General features: G+C 67.3%; 18 protein-coding genes. 5 read left to right on the top strand and 13 right to left on the bottom strand.

What is annotated here, in order from left to right; genetic code table 11:
• Positions 1–32: 32 nt before the first annotated feature.
• From DU502_RS12595 to DU502_RS12560, 8 genes are read right to left on the bottom strand one after another with little or no spacing between them, the layout of a single operon-like run.
• Positions 33–455, bottom strand: a complete 423-nt coding sequence (locus DU502_RS12595; protein ID WP_121920487.1) for an EamA family transporter — start codon at positions 453–455, stop codon at positions 33–35.
• Positions 456–514: 59 nt separating this feature from the next.
• Entirely contained in the window at positions 515–1,522 is a 1,008-nt protein-coding gene (locus DU502_RS12590) for a PfkB family carbohydrate kinase (RefSeq protein WP_121920488.1), read from the bottom strand.
• A 43-nt stretch (positions 1,523–1,565) separates the two neighbouring features.
• Positions 1,566–2,426, bottom strand: a complete 861-nt coding sequence (locus tag DU502_RS12585; RefSeq protein WP_121920489.1) for a DUF58 domain-containing protein — start codon at positions 2,424–2,426, stop codon at positions 1,566–1,568.
• Complete coding sequence (locus DU502_RS12580) at positions 2,423–3,376, bottom strand: AAA family ATPase (protein WP_121920490.1); 954 nt, start codon at positions 3,374–3,376, stop codon at positions 2,423–2,425. Before DU502_RS12580 ends, DU502_RS12585 begins: the two co-directional genes overlap by 4 nt.
• Entirely contained in the window at positions 3,373–4,359 is a 987-nt protein-coding gene (locus tag DU502_RS12575) for a DUF7502 family protein (protein ID WP_121920491.1), read from the bottom strand. The genes DU502_RS12580 and DU502_RS12575 overlap by 4 nt, the downstream gene beginning before the upstream one ends.
• Positions 4,356–5,012, bottom strand: coding sequence for a chromosome partitioning protein (locus DU502_RS12570; protein ID WP_121920492.1), 657 nt, complete (start codon positions 5,010–5,012; stop codon positions 4,356–4,358). Before DU502_RS12570 ends, DU502_RS12575 begins: the two co-directional genes overlap by 4 nt.
• A complete protein-coding gene (locus DU502_RS12565; RefSeq protein WP_121920493.1) occupies positions 5,009–7,381 on the bottom strand; it encodes a VWA domain-containing protein in 2,373 nt (790 codons plus the stop codon). The genes DU502_RS12570 and DU502_RS12565 overlap by 4 nt, the downstream gene beginning before the upstream one ends.
• Positions 7,381–9,180 carry a vWA domain-containing protein gene (locus DU502_RS12560; protein WP_121920494.1) on the bottom strand — a complete coding sequence of 600 codons (1,800 nt, stop codon included), beginning with the start codon at positions 9,178–9,180 and terminating at the stop codon, positions 7,381–7,383. Before DU502_RS12560 ends, DU502_RS12565 begins: the two co-directional genes overlap by 1 nt.
• 155 nt (positions 9,181–9,335) lie before the next feature.
• Here DU502_RS12560 and DU502_RS12555 point away from each other — a divergent pair, with 155 nt between their 5' ends.
• From DU502_RS12555 to DU502_RS12540, 4 genes are all read left to right on the top strand, one after another.
• The gene (locus DU502_RS12555) at positions 9,336–9,824 is read left to right on the top strand and encodes an Lrp/AsnC family transcriptional regulator (protein WP_121920495.1); all 489 of its coding nucleotides are present in this window, start codon (positions 9,336–9,338) and stop codon (positions 9,822–9,824) included.
• Positions 9,821–10,960 (top strand): pyridoxal phosphate-dependent aminotransferase, encoded by a 1,140-nt coding sequence (locus DU502_RS12550; protein WP_121920496.1) that lies wholly within the window; start codon positions 9,821–9,823, stop codon positions 10,958–10,960. Before DU502_RS12555 ends, DU502_RS12550 begins: the two co-directional genes overlap by 4 nt.
• 146 nt (positions 10,961–11,106) lie before the next feature.
• Entirely contained in the window at positions 11,107–11,820 is a 714-nt protein-coding gene (locus DU502_RS12545; protein WP_121920497.1) for a DUF7504 family protein, read from the top strand.
• A 65-nt stretch (positions 11,821–11,885) separates the two neighbouring features.
• The gene (locus tag DU502_RS12540; protein ID WP_241966801.1) at positions 11,886–14,009 is read left to right on the top strand and encodes a CHAT domain-containing protein; all 2,124 of its coding nucleotides are present in this window, start codon (positions 11,886–11,888) and stop codon (positions 14,007–14,009) included.
• On the opposite strand, the gene DU502_RS12535 is transcribed toward DU502_RS12540, so the two are convergent.
• The 5 genes from DU502_RS12535 to DU502_RS12515 form a co-directional block, all read right to left on the bottom strand.
• Positions 14,006–14,449 carry a hypothetical protein gene (locus tag DU502_RS12535; RefSeq protein WP_124897081.1) on the bottom strand — a complete coding sequence of 148 codons (444 nt, stop codon included), beginning with the start codon at positions 14,447–14,449 and terminating at the stop codon, positions 14,006–14,008. The two genes, DU502_RS12540 and DU502_RS12535, sit on opposite strands and share 4 nt — an antisense overlap.
• Positions 14,450–14,608: 159 nt before the next feature.
• A complete protein-coding gene (locus DU502_RS12530; RefSeq protein WP_121920498.1) occupies positions 14,609–15,196 on the bottom strand; it encodes a HalX domain-containing protein in 588 nt (195 codons plus the stop codon).
• A gap of 175 nt (positions 15,197–15,371) precedes the next feature.
• A complete protein-coding gene (guaB, locus tag DU502_RS12525; RefSeq protein ID WP_121920499.1) occupies positions 15,372–16,868 on the bottom strand; it encodes an IMP dehydrogenase in 1,497 nt (498 codons plus the stop codon).
• Between the two features lie 76 nt (positions 16,869–16,944).
• Complete coding sequence (locus tag DU502_RS12520; protein ID WP_121920500.1) at positions 16,945–18,180, bottom strand: ABC transporter permease; 1,236 nt, start codon at positions 18,178–18,180, stop codon at positions 16,945–16,947.
• Positions 18,180–18,896, bottom strand: a complete 717-nt coding sequence (locus DU502_RS12515; RefSeq protein ID WP_121920501.1) for an ABC transporter ATP-binding protein — start codon at positions 18,894–18,896, stop codon at positions 18,180–18,182. The genes DU502_RS12520 and DU502_RS12515 overlap by 1 nt, the downstream gene beginning before the upstream one ends.
• A gap of 84 nt (positions 18,897–18,980) precedes the next feature.
• On the opposite strand from DU502_RS12515, the gene DU502_RS12510 reads away from it, so the two are divergent.
• The gene (locus DU502_RS12510; protein ID WP_121920502.1) at positions 18,981–20,000 is read left to right on the top strand and encodes a LolA family protein; all 1,020 of its coding nucleotides are present in this window, start codon (positions 18,981–18,983) and stop codon (positions 19,998–20,000) included.
• The last annotated feature ends 111 nt before the right edge of the window (positions 20,001–20,111 follow it).

Genomic DNA, 20,111 nt, shown 5'->3' with positions numbered 1-20,111 from the left:
TCGGATAACCAACACAAAATCGTTGGGGCTCGCTACACCGACACCAGATAGATACCGAGCATCGCACACGCGATGCCTGCCACCTTGCGGAGTGTCAGCGATTCGCTCAGGAAGACGATGCCGACGACGGAACTGACGACGAGGAAGGTGCCGAAGATGGGGACGACGGCGCTGACGGGGCCGAGCGAGAGCGCGCGGTAGTACGCGAGAATCCCCACCGCCAGAAACAGGCCGGCGAGGTAGAGATACGGCGCCTTGGGGTGGGAGAGGTACGTCGTCACCGAGTGGCCCTCGTAGAGGACGACGCCGATGGTGGCGACGAGGAGGAGGCCGTTGGTGATGAGTGCGGCGACGAAACTCGGAATCTTCGGATCGCCGGTCGTCGCGAAACCGACCAGCGGTGCGACCGCCGAGTAGGCGACGAGCGCCACGAGCGCCCACTGGAGATAACCCATGTGGGGTACGCCGCCCGGTGGCCAGTATAGGGTTTCGATTCTGGGGAAGCCGCCCTCCCCTACGGTCGATGCGCGTCGACGTGTGCCTGCAGGTCGGTGGCGCTTCCCGTGCCGTTCCCCGAGACGTAGTAGGCGGCGCAGGCGTTCCCCATGGCGACGGCGAGGGGCCAATCCCACCCCGCCGCCAGCGAGCGCGCGAGGCCGGCGCTGAAGCGGTCACCCGCTCCCGTCTCCGTCAGCGCCCGCGACACGTCGAGCGTCGGGACCCGCACCCTCCCCGAGGGCGTCGCCGCGACGGCGGCGTCCTCGCCGTGGACGACGACGCCCGTCGCACCCGCCGCCGCCCGGACGCCGTCGAGAGCGTCGGCGTCGGTCGCGGCCGACTCCCCGTTGCCCGCAGCGTCCGCCAGCCGTCTGGCCTCGTCGTCGTTGACGCTCAACACGACATCGTAGACGCCGTCGAGGCGGGTGAGCGCGTCGAGAAGGTCGCCCGCCTGCGCCGTCGAGAGCGGTCCGGGGTCGACACAGAAGACGCCGCCGTCGGGGTCCCGTGCCGCGATGTCGCCGAGTGTCGGGCCGAGTCCCGGCATCGACGCCCAGTTGACACAGCAGAGCGCGTCGCGTTCGAGAAAGTCGTCGACGTCCAGCGCCGTTTCCAGATCCGCGAAGGACCACGAGGAGAGGTCGTCCGACTCCTCGACGAGCATCACGTCGTCGGCGTCGAACAGACAGACCCGGACGCGGGCAGGCGATCCCATCGACACCGTCTCGAAGGCGAACTCGAAGATGGGGTGATCGAGGTGGCCGGCGAGGGTCACGTCGTCGCCCAGCGCCGCCGCCTGCCGCGCCGCGTTCACGGACTGCCCGCCCGCGTCGGTCACCACGTGATCGAGCGTGAACGAGTCGCGGCCGGCGGTAAGTCCCGCGGCGAACGCCTCGCGCGAGGTGACCGTCGACTCGCCGTCTCGAAGCCGGTAGTAGTCGTCGACGCTGCCGTCCGGAAAGGCTCCAACGCGGACCGGGTCGAGGCCGTCCGCCAGACGGGCGACGAGATCGTCGTACGACATCCAGTCGCCGTAGGCAGGGTGGATGGAAAAACCTCCTGACGAGTCACCCGATCCAGACGGACGAGAAGGCGTCGAAGAAGTCCTCGTCGGTCGCGATGAGTTCGTGCGTGATCCGGAGGTCCTGTGCCCGCCCCGTCACGTCGTCGACGAAGTCGTCGACGCGGCTCCGGTACTCCGTCGCCAGTCGCCCGCCGAAGTAAGTTCGTCTGGTCAGGTCGGATTCGAGGTCCTCGAAGATGGTGTCGCCGCCGACTTCGGGATCGAGTTCGTCCGGCGAGAGCACCTGCACGAGGACGACTTCGTTGCGCGAAAGCGACGCCAGCCCCGTCTCTAGGCCGTCCAGATCGCCGATGCAGTCGGTGACGACGACGACGAGCGACCGCGAGCGAATCGACGCCGCGTACTCCGAGAGCGCCGTCTCGAAGTCCGCCTCTCCGTCGGGGACCGTCTCGTTGAGGCGGTCGACCAGCGCCAACACCTCGCCACGTGAGGACTTGCTGGTGTCGATGCGTTCGGGGCGCTCCCGGAACAGGGAGAAGCGGAAGTCGTCGTGTTCCTCGGCGGTGAGATAGGCGTAGCTCAGTCCCAGTTTCGCGCCGAACTCGAACTTGTGTTCGTCGCCCTCGCCGAAATCCATCGACGCGCTCGCGTCGAGCAGGATGTGGACCGTGAGGTTGCGCTCCTCCTCGAACTGCTTGATGAAGAACTCCTCCGTGCGGGCGTAGAGCCGCCAGTCGATGAGGCGGGTGTCGTCGCCCGGCGAGTAGCGCCGGTAGTCGCTGAAGGTCAACCCCTCCCCGACGCTCGGCGACTCCCGCTCGCCTTTCTTGATCGCCGTGGTCTGCTGGTTCATCGAAGCCTCGAAGCGATCGAGTTCGTCGAGAAAGTCGGGGTCGATGGTCATACGTCGTCGACGAGATCCGCGATCACGTCGTCGGTGGTCAGGCCCTCGCGCTCGGCCCGGAAGTCGAGCAGGATGCGATGACGGAGGACCGGCGGCGCCATCGCCTCCACGTCCTCCCACGAGACGTGGTTGCGGCCCTGCAGGAACGCCCGCGCCTTGGCGGTGAGGACGAGACCCATGCTCGCGCGCGGACTCGCACCGAAGTCGACCGTCTCCGCCTCGCGGGTCGCTCGCACCAGTTGGATCGCCCGGTCGCGCACGTCGTCGGCGATGGGCACCTCGCGGACGAGCGACTGGATCTGCTTGATCTCCTCGCGCGTGAGCACCTTCTCGACCGGCGGGGGCGCCCCACCCGACCCGCCGCCGGTGTAGAGGTTCACGATGTCCTGTTCCTCCTCGTAGGAGGGGTAATCGAGGACGAGTTTCAGCAGGAAGCGGTCCGTCTGCGCCTCGGGGAGCGGGTAGGTCCCTTCCTGGTCGATGGGGTTCTGCGTCGCGAGGACGAAGAAGGGCCGCGGGAGGTCGTACGTCTCGCCCGCCGCCGTCACCTGCTTCTCCTGCATCGCTTCCAGCAGGGCGGCCTGTGTCTTCGGCGTCGCGCGGTTGATCTCGTCCGCGAGGACGACGTTCGCGAAGATAGGCCCCTTCTCGAAGACGAACTCGCGGTTGCCACCGGATTCGCGGATGATCTCGGTTCCCGTGATGTCCGAGGGCATCAGGTCGGGCGTGTTCTGCACCCGCGAGAAGTCGAGGTCGGTCACGTCGGCGACGGTCCGGACCATGGTGGTCTTCCCGAGGCCGGGATTGCTCTCCAGTAGCGCGTTGCCGTCCGCGATGATGCAGACGAGCAGGCGTTCGAGCACCTCGTGCTGCCCGATGATACGTTTGCCGACCTCCTCGCGGACGCGGCCGAGTCGTTGCTGTAGCGTGTCGATGTCCGTTTCGCTCATTCGTTTTCCGTCTCCTGACTTTCCTGCCGTATTCGAAGGTTGTACTCCCGGATCAGCTCCGCGTCTTCGAGCTGTTCGCGCTCCGTGAAGCCGGCGCGCTGGCTCTCGACAGCATCATCTCCGCCGAAGCCGCTGTCCTCGTAGGCTGCCGCCGACTCGGCGTCGCTCCCTTGGCCGCTCCCCGACCCGCTGGTGTCGACGGTGGCGTCCAGATTCTCCTCGCCCGTCGGCACGTCCTCCGGTTCGCCGAGGATGGACGACCCGTCCTGCAGGCCGGTGTAGTCCGACTGGGTGCCGCCGCCAGGCGTCTCCGCCTCCGGCGTGTCACCGAGACCGGCGAGCGTGATGTCGACGACGGCCAGATGAATCGTCGCGACGCTCACGGCGGTGATGAGAACGACGGTCACCGCGACGCGCCGGAGGTCGAGGAGACCGATGCTCGACGAGCGTTTGAGGTCGTCGAGGACGCTCTCGTAGAGCCGGCGGGCCATCCGCGAGTGGCGGTCCGTGCCGCCGGCCGTCGGCCGGCGCTTCGAGGGGCGTCGCCCCTCGCCCACTGCGTCCCGCGCGGTCCGCAGCGACTCGCGGAGTGCGGGGTTGGCGGCCTCGAACTGTTCGACCAGCGGCCGTCGCACCCGCCACGCCACCTCGACGACGAAGACGAGAAGCCCGACGGCGGCGCCGACGACGGCGGCGCTCGACACCGTCGGTTCCGCGAGCGTCACCCCCACCGTCTCCCGGAGGAAACGGAGAATCGCCGGCGGGATGGGCAGCCGCGTCGGGAGTCGAGGAACGCCACCCACGAACGTCGCGACGAGGTTCACCAGCAGCGTCGCGAGCGTCGCGTCGACGACGGCGTAGATGACGGCCACCTTCCACCCCTCGCGCCTGATCTCGGTGAGCGCGCGGCGGATGCGGCGCGCCTCGGTCGGCGGGTCGGCGTCGTCCGCCTCTTCGGCGGTGGCGGTATCCGACGTACTCATGGGCAGAAACTCGGCTTGGAGCCGTTGATCATGGAACACGCCTGGTTTCGCTGTTGCCGGAGGTCCTGCACCTCATTCCGGAGATTGGCGTTCTCGTCTTCGAGGTCGTTCACCTGATTTTCGAGGCTACTCACGTCGTCTTCGAGTTGCGACACTTCGTCGTTCAGGTCGTCCACGTCGTTCTGGAGCTGATTGCGCTGCTGGCGGAGGTTCTGGTTCGTGGACTCCAGACTGTTGACCTCGGACTGGAGGTCGCTGTTCCGGTCTTCGAGCGTGCTGACCCGGCCTTCGAGTTCCTGCACTTGTTGCCGGGCGGACTGCAGGTTCTGGCGCGTCGACGCGAGTTCCTCCTCCGTCGACTCCAGTTCCCCTTCGGTCTCTTCGAGGTTCTCGGAGACCTGGTTCACGTCGCTCCGGGTGGTGCTGAGGCTCTGATTCAGCTCCTGGAGGCGCTGGCGGGTGTCCTGCAGGTCGGATCGGGTCGACTGGAGGTCCTGCCGGAGCTGTTGGTTCTGCTGTCGGAGTTGGCTGTTCTCGGCGTCGAGTTCCTCGACCGACTCCTGGTAGTACAGGGTGGCACCTGCGGTGCCCGCGACGGACACACAGATGAGGAGGGCGAGGACGAGATTAATCGAACGACCGATCAGGCTCATGGGAGACCACTCTCTGTTTGTGTACGTCCGTTGTACACTTGAAGCCGCCGGACGACCACCTCCGCCAAGAAGAGGAGGAGGCCGGCGACGAGGAACGCCCAGTCCCACGTCTGGCGCACGTCGCGGATGCGCGTCGACTGCTGGCGGGCGAACGCGGCGATTTCGGCGGCCTGTCCGCGCTGGAACTGCCGACCGCCGGTCGACCGCACGGCCTCCGTCAGCGCCGTCGACGTGCCGAAGGCGGCGTACTCGGCCGGGTAGTTCGCGGCGTAGGTCGCTCCGGCGACGCTCTTGAACCCGGTACTCGTCGGCGTCACCTGTGCCCGGTAGACGCCCTCGTCGACGGCGGTGAACGGTGCGTCCGTCCCGCTCGGGGGGCTGTCGCCACGGTAGATGACCGTCGTCGGTTCGCCGACGCGGGTGTCGGCCACGTCCGTCACGCCCGACGCCTTGCGCTCGGGGTCGCCGATGGCGTAGTTGACCGATTTCGAGACGAGCAGGGAGTCCGGCTGTTGCAAGAGGCCGTCCAGCCCGCCATCCGGTCCGTAGGTGGTGATGGTGGCGACCCGGCCCAGTCCGTACCGCCACGAGGCGACGGCGGGCGTGCCGTCCGGCGCGGCGACGAGGAAGTCCGCGCCGGGGCGCATCGACACGTCGTTGACCTGCCCGGGGTTCGACTCCAGCGTCACGCCGCTGGTGATGAAGTGGCCGGAATCGACGATGGTGAGCCCCTCGCCCTGGAACCGTCGGCTGCCGCCGCCGAAGAGGAGGCGGAGGCGGTCGGTTTCGTCGGCGCGGAAGTAGTTCCCCCCCGATTCCTCGGCGATCCGCCGGAGGACGCCCTCGTTGACGGTGCGCCCGGCGCCGACGGCGATGACGCGGATGCCCTGCCGGCCGAGGGCGTTCGCCACCACCGCGGACCGACTCTCGGTGTCGCCGCCGTCGCTGACGAGGATGATCGTCCCGCGCTGGCCGCCGAGCATCTCCTCGGCCCCCCGGAGACCGTTGGCGATGTTCGTCGCCCCGCCGGCCTGCAGGCGCCTGATCCGATCCTGTACCGTCCCACGGTTCTGGCTCAGCGGCGCAGGATCGACGACGCTGTACGCCTGATAGTTGAAGCCGACGACGCCGACCGTGTTCTCGTCGTCGAGTTGCGAGAGAGCGTCGAGCGCGATGGCCTTCTGGATACGCATCCCCTCGCCCGCGCTCCCGGAGACGTCGATGAGCATGACGATCCGGGCACTGCCGGGCGTCGACTCGCCGAAGGTGACCGGGAGCGTCGCGGCGATAGAGGAGTTGGCGTAGTTGCCGTTCTCGAAGCTGTTCGGCCCGCCGACCGTCAGGAGGCCGCCGCCGTCGATGACGAACCGCTGGAGTTCGTCGACGTTCCCCAGATCCCCCGCGGCGACGTTCTGGACCACGACCGCGTAGTAGGGGTCGAGGTTCGCGGGCACCGACTCCGCCGTCTCCACGTCGTAGAGTTCGCTCAGGTAGGACTGCAGGGAGTAGTTGCCACGGGAGACGTAGAGAATCTTCGGCTGATCGACCACGCGGACCGTCTTCAGCGCCTGATCGTTGATGGGGTAGGTGTCGCTGCCGTCGATCTCCGCCGTGATCTCGTGGCTCCCGGTCTGCTCGAAGGTGTGGCTCACGGAGACGCTGCCCGTTCCCTCCGCGATCCGTTCGGTCGTGATGGGCGTGCCGTCGATTTCGACCGTTACCTCGACCGGGCCGTCGGCCTGTACGCCGTTCACCTGCACGAGGAAGCGACTCTCGACGCCGACGCTGGCCTTGCTCGGCCCGGCGAGCGTGATGTAGCGTTCCGTCTCCGCCGGGCCGGGCGTGACGGTACTGATCGTGGCGTTGAGCGAGCGGGCGAACTCCGCCGTCTCGGTCAGGCTCTGGCCGCCCGTCACCTGCCCGTCCGACACCACGACGACCGAGCCGTTCTCGCGGAGGTTGGCGGCGATGCCGTCGCCGATCCGGGAGTTCGTCCCCTGAGCGATGGTCGAGGTGGTGACCGGGACGCCCTCCTCCTCGATCCGGGTCGCGAGGCCCTCGGCCACGTCCGGCGAGACGGCCGTGCTGTCCGAGCGGTCGACGAGCAGAGAGACGGTGGGGTCGCCCTGCGTCTCCATCGTGACGACGGTAAAGGGGCCGGCGGCCGCGACGACGATCAGCGTCGCGACGACGACCCGCGAGGCGATCAGGAGGCGACGACTCCGCGTCGAGGCCGTCCCCGCCGCTCGGTAGCGGATCAGCAGAACGAACAGGGCGATGGCGACGGGCAGGGCCACGAGCAGGAGCGGCCGTTCGAGGCCGATGACGGTGCCGTCACCGAGTGTCGTGCGGACTGCGAGCGGCGTCATCAGAGATCACCCCGCCGGCGGAGGTAGGCGATTTCACCCACGGCGACGAGCAGGGCCGCGAGCGCGACGATGGGCGTCAGCGGCCGGGGCACCTGCCGTTCCTCCTCGCGCGTGGTGATGCCCGTCTCGTCGCTGCGAGCGTCGAGCGATTCGGCGGCCACGTCGGACTCGCTCTCGCTGTAGAGCGAGACGCCGATCCGGCGGGTCGCGGTGGTGTAAAAGCCAACGTTGTCGAGCGGGACGACCTGTGACGAGACGCTCCCGCCGGGCGTCCCGACGGTCGTCTCGTTCGCGAACTGGAGACGGCCGCCGGTTTCGCGGTTCAGCGTCGGGAGCGGCTCTCGCCCCGCGAGGTAGAACGTCGCCCGCTTCCAGAAGACGGGGTACTGGTAGTTGAACCGGAAGGGGTCGTCGTTCACGACGTAGCCGTAGTAGAGGACGCGCCCCTGGCCGCGTTGCTGGGTGGCGACGAGCGCCGTGCCGTTCCCGGTCTGGACGAGGGGCGTGCCGGAATCGAGCGATCCCTGGAGGTAGCGCTCGGGCGGCGGGAAGTCGATGCCGCGGGTGAGTTCGTCCGTCGTCACGCGGCCGACGGAGGGGTTGGTGGCGACCCCCGACGGCGAGAGTAAGAGGAGGTCGCCGAGGAGGTCCGGGGGCGACGGTTGTGCGAGGACGCCGACGCCGCCGCCCGCCTCGATCAGGTCGCGGCCGGCCTCGACGTTACCCCGGAGGAGGCGTTCGGAGTCGAGGTTGCTGTAGAGGATCACGTCGTAGTCGTCGCCGACGGTCGTCGGCGGCTGGTCGACGGTGAGCTGCACCTCGTCGATGACCGAGAGCGCGGTGGTGAGATATCGGTTCTGGTCGTTGGTCAGGAGGAGCACGTCCACCGTCGGATCGGCGGGGGCGGAAACGTACGCCGTATCGTCGGTGGGGAAGGAGTCGCCGGGCGTGAGTCGCGCCTCGCCGCCACCGGCGGGGACGGTGAGCGTCACCCGTTCGAGGTCGCCGGGGCCGAGCGTGACCGACTGGCGCTGGTTGCCGAGCGCGACCGAGCGGGTGACCTCCGACGTGCCGAAGTTCTTCACGGAGAGCGTGACCTGTCGCCCCGAGAAGGCGCGGTCGACGATACCGACGTTCGACTCCCCTCCGCCAGCGAACTGCTGGAGATCGACTTGGAGGTCTCTGGCGCGCGCGGATCGGACGGCGTCGGTCCACCCCGTGTCGTCCGCGAAGTCGCTGAAGACGACGACGCGGGCGTTTTCGCCGGCGATGGAGGCGGCCTGTGAGATGGCGGCGCCGAGGTCGGCCGGCGTGTCGGCGACCGAGAGGCCGTCGAGCGTCCGCTCCACTTCGTCGACGCCGCCGGAGCGGAGGACGATCCGGCTCTCGCTCCCGGCAAAGACGACCGAGTTGGTGCCGGTGGTCGACTCGCGGGCGGCGGCGACGGCGGCCGAGAAACGGGTGCCGCCGTCGGTCTGGACGCCCATGCTCGCGCTCCCGTCGAGGACGATCACCGTCTCCTCGACCGTCTGGCTCTCGGAGACCGTGACGTAGGGGCCGGCGAGGGCGAGGGCGAGGGTGACGATGACCAGCAGTTGCAACAGGAGCAGGAGACTGCGCCGAAGCCGTTCGAGGAGGGGGTTCGACGCGTCGCGCTCGTCGTCCTCGAGAAGGAGGCGGAGGGTGGGGAGCTTTATTCGGCGCGGGTCGGGCTGGACGAGATAGAGGATGACGATGGGGACCACGGCCAGCAGGGCGACCAGCCCCAGCGGTGTCAGAAACACGTCGGAGAGGGCCATGCCCGCAAATCGGCGTCGTCGACCATCGGTCTTTCGCCGCCGAGAACCCCCGCCGGGCGCTCTTCGAACGCCGACGCACACGTAGTGTCACCATCGTTCCACACGGATACTGACGCGTAGGCAAACCCTTTTACTGAGGCGTCCAACCCCTCCGTATGGACGCTAAACGGGAATTGGTCGATTTACTTCTGGAGGACGCTCGCGAGGACACGGAGACGATGGCGCGACAGCTCGGCCGATCACAGGACGAGGTCGAGGAGATGCTCGACGAACTCGAGTCGAACGGCTCCATCGCCGGCTATCAGGCCGTCGTCGACTGGAGCAAGGTCGACGAGGACCACGTCACGGCGGAGGTCGAACTCAATCTCGAACTCGACCGCGACACGACGTACGCGCAGGTCGCCCAGCGGATCGCGAAGTTCGACGAGGTGACGGCGCTGCACCTCGTCTCGGGTGACTACGACTTCGACGTGACCGTCGAGGCGGAGTCGATGCGCGCTGTCTCCATGTTCGTCTCGGAACAGATCGCACCGATTCCGGAGGTCACCCAGACGGTCACGCACTTCGTCATGAAGACCTACAAGAATCGTGGGATCGAGTTCACCGAACGCGACGACGACGATCGGCTCTCGGTTTCGCCATGAAGCTGTCGGAACGCGCCAGAGACACGCCACCGTCCGGCATTCGGCGGTTCTTCGAGCTCGCGGAGGAGATGGACGACGTCATCTCGCTCGGGGTGGGTGAACCCGACTTCAGCGCCCCGTGGAAGGCGCGCGCTTCCGCCATCCACTCGCTGGAGCGCGGCCGCACCTCCTACACCACCAACCGCGGGATGTACGACCTCCGAGCGGCTATCTCGGAGCACGTCACGCGGTACGACCTCGACTACGGGCCGGAGGAGGAGATTCTGGTGACGACCGGCGCGAGCGAGGCGGTCGACCTGGCGCTCCGGGCCATCGTCGACCCCGGCGACGCCGTCGCCATCCAGTCGCCGGCGTACATCTCCTACGGGCCGGGTGTGCGCTTCTCGGGCGGCGACCCGCTCCCGGTCTCGACCCGCGCCGAGAACGACTTCGTGCTCACCTACGACGACTTGGAGCGTGCCGGTGCCGCGGACGCCGAGGCGCTGATGATCTGTTACCCCAACAACCCGACGGGGGCGACGGCCACACGCGACGAACTCGCGGAGATCGCCGAGTTCGCCAAAGAACACGACCTGATGGTGCTGTCCGACGAGATCTACGCGGGGCTCACCTACCGCGGCGATCACACCTCTATCGCGACGCTCCCCGGGATGCGCGAGCGGACCATCGTGTTCAACGGCTTCTCGAAGGCCTACGCCATGACTGGCCTGCGGTTGGGGTACGCGCTGGGGCCGGCGGAGGCCATCGACGCGATGAACCGCATCCACCAGTACACGATGCTCTCGGCGCCGACGACGGCGCAGTACGCCGCGCTCGAAGCCCTGCAATCGTGTGACGACGACGTGCAGGACATGCGCAAGCAGTACGACCGCCGCCGGCGGTTCGTCATCTCGCGGTTCCGCGACATGGGCCTCGACTGCTTCGAGGCGACCGGCGCCTTCTACGCCTTCCCCGAAGCGCCGTACGACGACGAGCAGTTCGCGGAGGATCTCCTCCACGAGAAGGGCGTCGCGCTGGTGCCCGGTCGAGTCTTCGGCGAGGAGGGGCACGGTCACCTCCGCGTCTCGTACGCCACGGGCATGTCGGATCTGAAGGAGGCGCTGAACCGCATCGAGGCGTTCATCGACGAGCGCTGAGAGGACGTCCGTAGCGGGCGGGTGGCGGTCCACCGGGACACAGCCACCGCAGACCCGATGAAGACCCCGACTGCATCGCCGGCCGAATATTATCCGTGATTCTTCGATAAGAAGTATTATTTGGGGGCGTTCCGTTCGGACGATTGATGGTTGCGGGTGGTGGGATGGGACCCGACGACGACGGTGTCAGCTTCGCCCACGCCCTGGCGACGCTGAAAGAGCAAGGGAGCGCCCTTCTCGTCGTGGGATCAGTCCCCGAAGAGATGTTTGCAGACGCGTCAGCGACGATGCTGGGCGATCCGTCCGCCGACCCCCCGCGGCGGCGTCTCGTCGTGGCGCCGGAACCGAATCGGTCGAGTGCGATCCGTCGCCTCCGCGAGACGGGGCCACTCTCCTCGGAGTACGCCCGTCTCGTCACGCGCGGCGAGGAAGCACGGAGCGCCGCAGCGGCCAGCCGGCCACTCGATCAGATCACGCCGCGGACGCACGTGATCGACGGCTCGATCCGTGACCTCGGCACGACGGTCGCCGAAGTGATCGAGGAGTTCGACCTGTTCGCGGGCGGCCTCGACGCCGCGGAGTTCCGCATGGCCTTCGACTGTCTGCCGACGATGCTCTCGGCGTACGGCCGCGAGACGGCGTTTCGCTTCGTGCACGTCATGGTCGCACAGGCCCGTGCGGTGTCCGGCCTCGTCCACTTCCGGCTGCCGCGGGACATGGACTCCGAGCTCGTCAGGCTGTTCCAGCCGCTGTTCGACGCGACGGTCGAACTTCGGATCGACGGCGGCGAACTCAATCAGCGGTGGCACTTCCGCGACCGCGACCTCACGTCCGACTGGTTACCGCTTGGCGGGACGTGATCCTCTCAATAATGTATCATAACCAACAATACGCTTTTGTGGACGACGACTGACCTATACACACGATGAGTCGGACCGAGCGGCCGCGCGGGGACCGCTTCGAGATGGAGAGTGACAACCTCGAAGTGTCGTTCTCGACATTGGAGGACGATCCGGGGTTGGTGGTGTCGGATCTGATCGAGCGGAATCAGTTCCGCCTGTTCACCGACACGCCCGTCTCGCCGACGCCGGTCGACCCCGCGGGCCACCGCTTCCCCATCGACGCCGCGGTGGCCATCGACGCCGCGACGATCGAACTCCCGACGGTCGTCTCGGTCTGTGTCCGGAACGAGGCGGGCGACATGCTCGCGGAGACGGATCACTCCGCCCACGAGGAGTTCCCGCACGGGAGCTACAGCCTCGAACTCTGTGGGCCGATCAAGATCTATCTGCGGGTCGAGGGACCGGTCGCCATCGCGTCGGACGTGAGCCACACGCGGATCGACTTCGACGGCACCCGCGAGGTACGCGTCGGGGCCCGCTCCCACCACGAAGGTCCGGCGGCGACGATCACGACGACCGACGACCCGACCGACGTGATGATGGCCGTGTCCGAGTTCTCCTCGGCCCTGAAGACCACGTCGCCGGAGCGGTCGTATCCGACGCTTCGGGGGCACCCGCCGCTCGTCGAACTCGGTGAGCAGTTCGACGTTCCCGACGGCGTCGTCTCGCCCGACACGGGCGTCAGACTCGAACTCCCACGGGAGTACGAGTCGATTTACGTCGCCGCACCGCTCGCGTACTACATCGCGGCCGACATCGTTCCCGGTGACAGTCCCCGACTCGTGACCGACGACGGCTTCGTCCACGACCTGGACACGGTTCGTGGGTTCGAAACCGAGGTCGAGCGCGTCCTCAAACAGACGTTCTTCCTCGACTGCGTGACGCGAACGGAGGGATACTACTCGGTCGACCTCCACGAACGCGAGGCCATCGAGACCAGTCTCGACCTCGACTTCGGGTGGCTGTACGACCAGCCGCTTCGGACGCAACTGGAGGAGTATCTCTCCGTTCCCTTCGGCGCCGTCGAGGACGAACTTCCGGAGTGGCGGATGACGTCCCACGTCGCCCCCACGCCCGAGAACGTCGAACTCCTGCCCTTCGTCACCAACGACCTCGCCGTCGTGCGGACGCCGCAGGATCAGCCGGAACCGAGTTCCGAGGTACAGACGACGGCCGCGAACGAGTTCTTCCGCGATGCGTCGTTCACCCGGAGCGCGTCGGCCGACGGGGCGGCCCGGTCGTACGTCCAGCCGGAGGCGACGGACTCGCTCGAACAGTCCTGGGTGGGCGAGGGGGCGCCCATCGGCGCCAGCAAGGCGACGACGAACGCCTTCTACAACCGTCTCGACCGGACGCCAGCCGACGGCGACATCGGCATCACGGTCGTCTGCAACGACCCCCGGATGGCGGACGAACGCGACGTGGTCGACGAAGTGTACGCCTCCCGCGACGAACTCCCGTTCGACGTACGGGTCCACCACGACCTGACGCGGGCAGAACTCCGGGAGGTGCTCTCCGTCGAGGCCGACCTCCTCCACTACATCGGCCACATCGACGGCGAGGGGTTCGAGTGTTCCGACGGCAAACTCGACGCGACGACGCTCCGAAGGGCCGGTCCCGACGCCTTCCTGCTCAACGCCTGCCAGTCATACGAACAGGGTTCGGCCCTGATCGAAGCGGGCGCCATCGCCGGTATCGTCACGCTGTCGGACGTGATCAACAGCGGTGCCGTCCGGATGGGGCGGATGCTGGCCCGACTCCTGAATCAGGGCTTCACCGTCGGAAGCGCCCTCGAAGTCGCCCGCGACGACTCCATCATCGGCGACCAGTACACGATCATCGGGGACAGTAGTCTGTCGCTGGCCCGGACGGACGGTGGGCCGCCGAACGTCTGCGTCGTTCGCCGCCGCGGCGACGACCACTTCGAACTCGACTGGCAGACACACCCCTCGACGTCGTTCGGCATGGGAAGTCTCGTAATCCCGTGGCTCAACGACGTGGACGAGTACCACCTCTGGTCGGGTGACTCTCGGACCTTCGACCTGACGCTCGACGAGTTACAGCAGTTCCTCTCGCTCGAGACGGTACCAGTGAAAATCGACGGCTCGCTCGTCTGGAGCGACGAACTCGAATTCTCGAAACTTTAGGGACCGGAGATACCGCCGCCGTTGCCGTCGGCGTTCATCGGTCCCGAGATACCGCCGCCGTTGCCGTCGGCGTTCATCGGACCGGAGATACCGCCACCGTTACCGTCGGCGTTCATCGGACCGGAGATACCGCCACCGTTACCGTCGGCGTTCATCGGACCGGAGATACCGCCACCGTTACCGTCGGCGTTCATCGGTCCCGAGATACCGCCGCCGTTGCCGTCGGCGTTCATCGGTCCCGAGATACCGCCACCGTTACCGTCGGCGTTCATCGGACCGGAGATACCGCCACCGTTACCGTCGGCATTCATCGGACCGGAAATTCCCCCGCCGTTGCCGTCGGCATTCATCGGGCCGGAAATTCCCCCGCCGTTGCCGTCCGCCGTCAACTGGTTGTCTGCCGGGGCCGTTTTCACCGTACTGCTGTCACGTTCGGACATTGCACTCTACCCGTCGGGTGACTACGAATTATAATTTTTCGAGAATATCTGATAGTTAATATAATCAATTAATGCAGTTGATCACTGACATAAAATAGAAAGGAAAAAGAAACCGGCGGACGGGATCGGTGCGGCGGACGGCCGCGGCGACCCGCCGCGTTACTCGTTGCGATCGTCGTCTTTCGCGAGATCCTGGTAGATCAGCGTGAGATCATCGCTGTCGCTGAGGCGAGCGAGTTTGTCGTCGAGGTCGGTGCGCAGGGCGGTGAGTTCGTCGACGAGTTGATGGTACTCTTCGCTGGTTTCGAGTTCGGTTCGATCTTTCTCCGATTCGAGAAGTGCCTTCTTCGAGGCGAGGGAAAAGAGCTGTTTGACGCCGTCATCGTACTCGTCGCGTACCCGGAGGCTCTCGACCATTCGTACGAGATCCGCCTCGGAGACCGGTTTGACGAGGTAGTCGTCGAACTCCATGTCGACGATGTCGGTGTCGGGTTCGACCGCGGTCACCATCGCGACCCGGCAGTCGAAGCCCTGATTGCGGATGCGATCGAGCACCTCGTCGCCCGAGAGGTCGGGCATCCGTCGGTCGAGTAACACGATATCGACATCTTCGTCGAGTTTGGCGAGCGCCGCTCGCCCGTCCTCGGCCGTCCAAACCCGATACGAGTCGGCGAGCCACATCCGGTAGAGTTCGGACAGGTCACGTTCGTCCTCGACGACGAGGACGAGGGGGGAATCGTCGCTCATGTGTGCTTCCGAGGAGGAGTACGCCCACTCACAGTAGCCAATGTATCATGGGTGTATATCAAAATACCCCTTGCGGAACCGGTACAGGCCGACGAATCGGCCGTTTTCATCGGGCTTGTGGTCCGCCAGTATCGCCCTTCGCCGCTCCGTTCCAGCGGCGCACCGGGAGTCCCGCTCACTCCTGCGGGCTGTAGTTCGGCGCCTCGTCCGTGATCATCACGTCGTGGGGGTGGCCCTCCGTCTGCCCTGCGGCCGATACGCGGACGAACCGGGAGCGTTCCTTGAACTCCGGAATCGTCGCCGCGCCGACGTAGCCCATCCCCGACTTCATGCCGCCGACGAGTTGGTGGAGTTCGGAGGCGAGCGTCCCCTTGTACGGCGTCGCGGCCTCGACACCCTCCGGGACGAAGCCCTCCTCCTCGTCTTCCTCTTTCAGGTAGCGGTCGCCGCCACCCGAGCGCATCGCGCCGACCGAGCCCATGCCCCGGTACTGCTTGTACTTCTTGCCGTTCATCGTGATGACGCGCCCCGGCGCCTCGTCGGTGCCCGCGAAGTAGGAGCCGAGCATGACGGCGTCGGCGCCGGCGGCGATAGCCTTGATCGCGTCGCCGGAGTAGCGGATCCCGCCGTCGGCGATCACCGGCACGTCGTGTCGGCTGGCCACGTCCGCCACCTCGGAGACGGCGGTGATCTGGGGCATCCCCGCGCCCGTGACGACGCGGGTCGTGCAGATCGACCCCGGTCCGATACCGACCTTGACGCCGTCCGCGAAGTCGACGACCGCCTCGGCCGCCTCGCGCGTGCCGATGTTGCCGACGACCACGTCCGCGTCGACGCTCTCTTTGATCTCGCGGGCGCTGTCGATCACGTTCCGGTTGTGGGCGTGGGCGCAGTCGATGAAGAGTACGTCCGCACCGGCCTCGTCGGCCGTGCGGGCGCGGTCGTCCTCGAACGGCCCGACGGCGACGCCGATCCGAAGGGCGCCGTCCTCGTCACGCGCCGCGTTCTCGTGTTCGCGCCGGTGGAGGATGCCCTGCATCGTGACGAGGCCGACGAGGTGGTCCTTGTCGTCGACGATGGGCACCCGTTCGATCTTGTGGTCGTACATGAGTTCGAGTGCGTCACGCGCCGTGACACCCTCGCCGGCGGTGATGACCTCGTCGGTCATCGCCATCCGCACCTCGTCGGACTCCCCGACTTCGAGGTAGGGGCGGATGTCCGTCCCGGAGATGATCCCGAGGACCGTGTCGTCCTCGTCGACGACGGGCGCGCCGCTGACGCCCTCGCGTTCCATCATCTCGTCCACCTCGCGGACCGTCTGGTCCGGTCGGGCCGTCACCACGTCTTCCCGCCGGATCACGAGTTCGTCCGCTCGCTTGACACGCTCGATCTCGACGATCATCTCGTCGACGGTCATGTTGCGGTGGAGGACGCCGATACCGCCGTTGCGTGCCATCGCGACGGCGAGGCCGCTTTCGGTCACCGTGTCCATCGCCGCCGAGAGGATGGGGATGTTGAGCGTGACGTTCGTCGACACCTGCGTCGACACGTCGGCCTCGTCCGGTTCGACGTGGCTCTCCATGGGGCGAAGGAGAACGTCGTCGAACGTCAGCGACTCCGGTACTCGCAGTTTCTCCGAGAAGGGTCCCGCATCGGGAACGTCGTTCGCCATGTAAACCGTCGTCTCGCCGCTCTGAAAAACGTTGCGAGACGGCGTGTGCGGGTGTGTCCGCCTCCCACACCGACGACTACTCGTACCGGAGCGCGTCGATCGGATCGACCCGCGCCGCTCGCCACGCCGGATACAGGCCGGCGAGGACGCCCACGACGACGCCGACGACCACCGCCGTCACCATCCACGCCGGCGCGAGCGCGAACGTCACCTCGGCGTACCGGGTCGCGGCGTACCCGACCACGAGTCCGATGGGGAGGGCGAGGACGGCGCCGATAGCCCCGAGCAGTCCCGCCTCGACGAGAAAGAGGACGAGTACGTCCCGGTTGCGCGCCCCCACGGCCTTCATCACGCCGATCTCCCGCGTCCGCTCCGTGACGCTCACGAGCATGATGTTGGCGATGCCGATGGCGCCGACCACCAGGCCGATCACCGCGACCCCCGTCACGAATCGCGTGATGCGCTCGATGACCGACGCCACCTCCGCCACGAAGTCGCCACTCGTCCGCGCCGTCAGTGTCGTCCCTGCCGGCGCCAACTGGCGGGCGTCCGAGCGCTCCTGCAGGTACGACTCGACGGCCGCCTTCGTCGCCGCCGTCGTCGTCGGATCGGTCACGACCGTCACCTGCGGATACGCCCGCTGACGGACGCCGACGCTCGGGCTCTCGACCACCGTCCGGTAGAAGGGATCGACGGGGACGTAGACGCGGGCCTGTTCGGCGAATCCGCTCACCGGTAACTGCCCCTCGGTGCCGTTGACGATACCGACGACGGTCAACTCGCGCGTCCGATTGCCCGCCAGCGAGAGCGTGAGGCGGTCGCCGACGGTGACGTTCTCGTCGAACGATCGGGCCGCTCGCTCGTTGAGGACGACCTCGTTCGTCCCCGACCGGAACCCGCGGCCGGCGACGATTTTCTCCTCGTCGAACGTCTCTGGCGTCGTCGCCGTCACCCGCTGGCGGGCGATGGTGTCCGATCCGTGGGTCAGCGAGTTGGCGTCGACCGTGCCCCGAGGGATGACGTTCGTCACCCCCGGAAGCGACGCCAGCGACGACACGTCGTGTTCGGTAAAGACCGGCTGGATCACCTGATCGAACCCCTCGTCGTCCTCCGGCGTGGCGAAGACGTAGACGTTGTTCGCGCTCGATCCCTCGATGTCGTTTATTACCTCCGCCTTCACGCTCGCACCGAAGGTCGCGAAGACGATGACCGACGCGATGCCGATGACGAGGCCGACGACCGTCAGCGTCGACCGGAGTTTGTGACTCCGGATGGACCGGAGGGCGATCCGCACCGATTCGACGGCGTCCATCAGTCGCTTCCCTCCCCACCGTCGAGCGACTCTACTCGCACCAGTTCGCCGTCTCTGACGTGGACGATCCGCTCGGCTCGCTCGGCCACGTGACGCTCGTGGGTCACGAGCAATAGCGTGTTTCCTCGCGCGTGCAAGTCGTCGAAGATGTCGAGCACACGGCCGCCAGTCTCGGTGTCGACGTTCCCGGTCGGTTCGTCGGCGAGGACGAGTGCGGGGTCGGCGACGAGCGCTCGCGCGATGGCGACGCGCTGGCGCTGACCGCCGGACAGCTCCGTCGGGAGGTGATCGGTCCGGTCGGCCAGCCCCACGTCCGCCAGCAACTCGCGCGCCCGGGCCGTCCGTTCGGCGCGGGGGACGCCCGCGAAGACGAGAGGGAGGGCGACGTTCTCCACCGCCGTCAGTCGCGAGAGGAGGTTGAACGTCTGGAAGACGAAGCCGATTTCCGTCCCGCGCAGCCCCGCACGCTCCGCCTCGGAGGCCGTTCCCACGTCGTGACCGGCGACGACGACCCGGCCCTCGGTCGGCGTGTCGAGCGCGCCGATCAGGTTCAGGAGCGTCGACTTCCCGGAGCCACTCGGTCCCATGACGGCGGTGTACGACCCCCGTGGGAGCGTCAGCGAGACGCCAGCTAGCGCCTCGACGATGCCACCCACGTGGTAGGTCTTGCGGACGCCCGTCAGATCGACGACGGGGTTCGTCTCGGCGCCACTCATCGCCCCCCGTTCGGGCGGGACGCTTATGAGTGGTGCGCCGGCACCGCGCCAAAGCTTCTTAGAATCCCAACCGTAACGTGAAGCATGCGACCGACACTCGGCGGGCGGCGTCGAATCGCCCTCTTCGTCGTCGTGATGGCGACGCTCGCGGCCCTGACCGGCGCCGCGATCACCGGCGGTCAGTCCGGCCAGCCCTCCGGCGAGGCGGTCCTCAACGACACCCGCGACCGCTACGCGAACGCCGAGAGCGTCGTGACGAGCGCGGAGATCACCGTCAGCAACGGCACCGCGAACGAGACGACGACCGTCGAGTTCGCCGCCGCCGGCAACCAGTCCCGGACGGTGGCCACGACCGACAACGCGACCTACCGCGCCGGCGTGAACGAAACTGTCGCGTGGTACGTCGGCCCCAACCGGACCGCAGCGTGGGACCGCGAGTCGGCTGTCCGTCCCGGCCGAAACGGCTCGGCCAGTCTCGACGCCCTCTCCGTCGACGACGAGAACATCAGTGTCGCGTATCTGCGCGAGGGAAGCGACGACGGCACCGACGCCCACGTCGTCGAGGTGACCCACGATGGCGACCGGACGGCCACGTCGACGCTCTGGATCGCCCAGTCCGACTCGCGGTTGCTCCGCGTCGAGACCACCGACGGGACGAACCGGACGGTGGTCGACTACGGCGACACCCAGTTCAACGTCAGTGTCCACGAGAGCACGTTCGACCCGCCGGCCGACCGCCTCGCGGTCACGTCGGTCGAGCGGTACGACACCTTCGACGCGGTGCAGGCGAACACCAGTCTCGACCTCCCGAGCCTCGACGCCACCTTCCGCGAGGCCAGCGTGATCCGCCGGTCGTCGTCGACGACCGTGGCCCAGCAGTACCGCGCCGACGGCGACAACGTGACCGTCGTCTCGTCGACGAGCGACCGCGAGTTCGAGTCGGCGAACGCCACGGCGGTGACGGTGAACGGCCATACCGCGAACGTCACGACGACGCGTGACCGCGCCGTCGTCTACTGGCGGACCGACGGCGTGTGGACCGCCGTCGTCGTCGACGGGAGCGAGGACCGCGCCGTCGAACTCGCGCGCCAACTCGACGAGTAACGCCGTCTCGACGCCGGTTTCGAGGGATGGCACCGGCACACAGTGGCTGTGTGTCCATTTCCCACGCAACGTTTAACCCGTCACTGGCCCAATCTAGGGGTATGGCTTCGA

Origin of the sequence: Haloplanus aerogenes, assembly GCF_003856835.1 — an archaeon.
GTDB lineage: Archaea > Halobacteriota > Halobacteria > Halobacteriales > Haloferacaceae > Haloplanus > Haloplanus aerogenes.
This window is presented reverse-complemented; position numbering and strand designations above follow the sequence as displayed.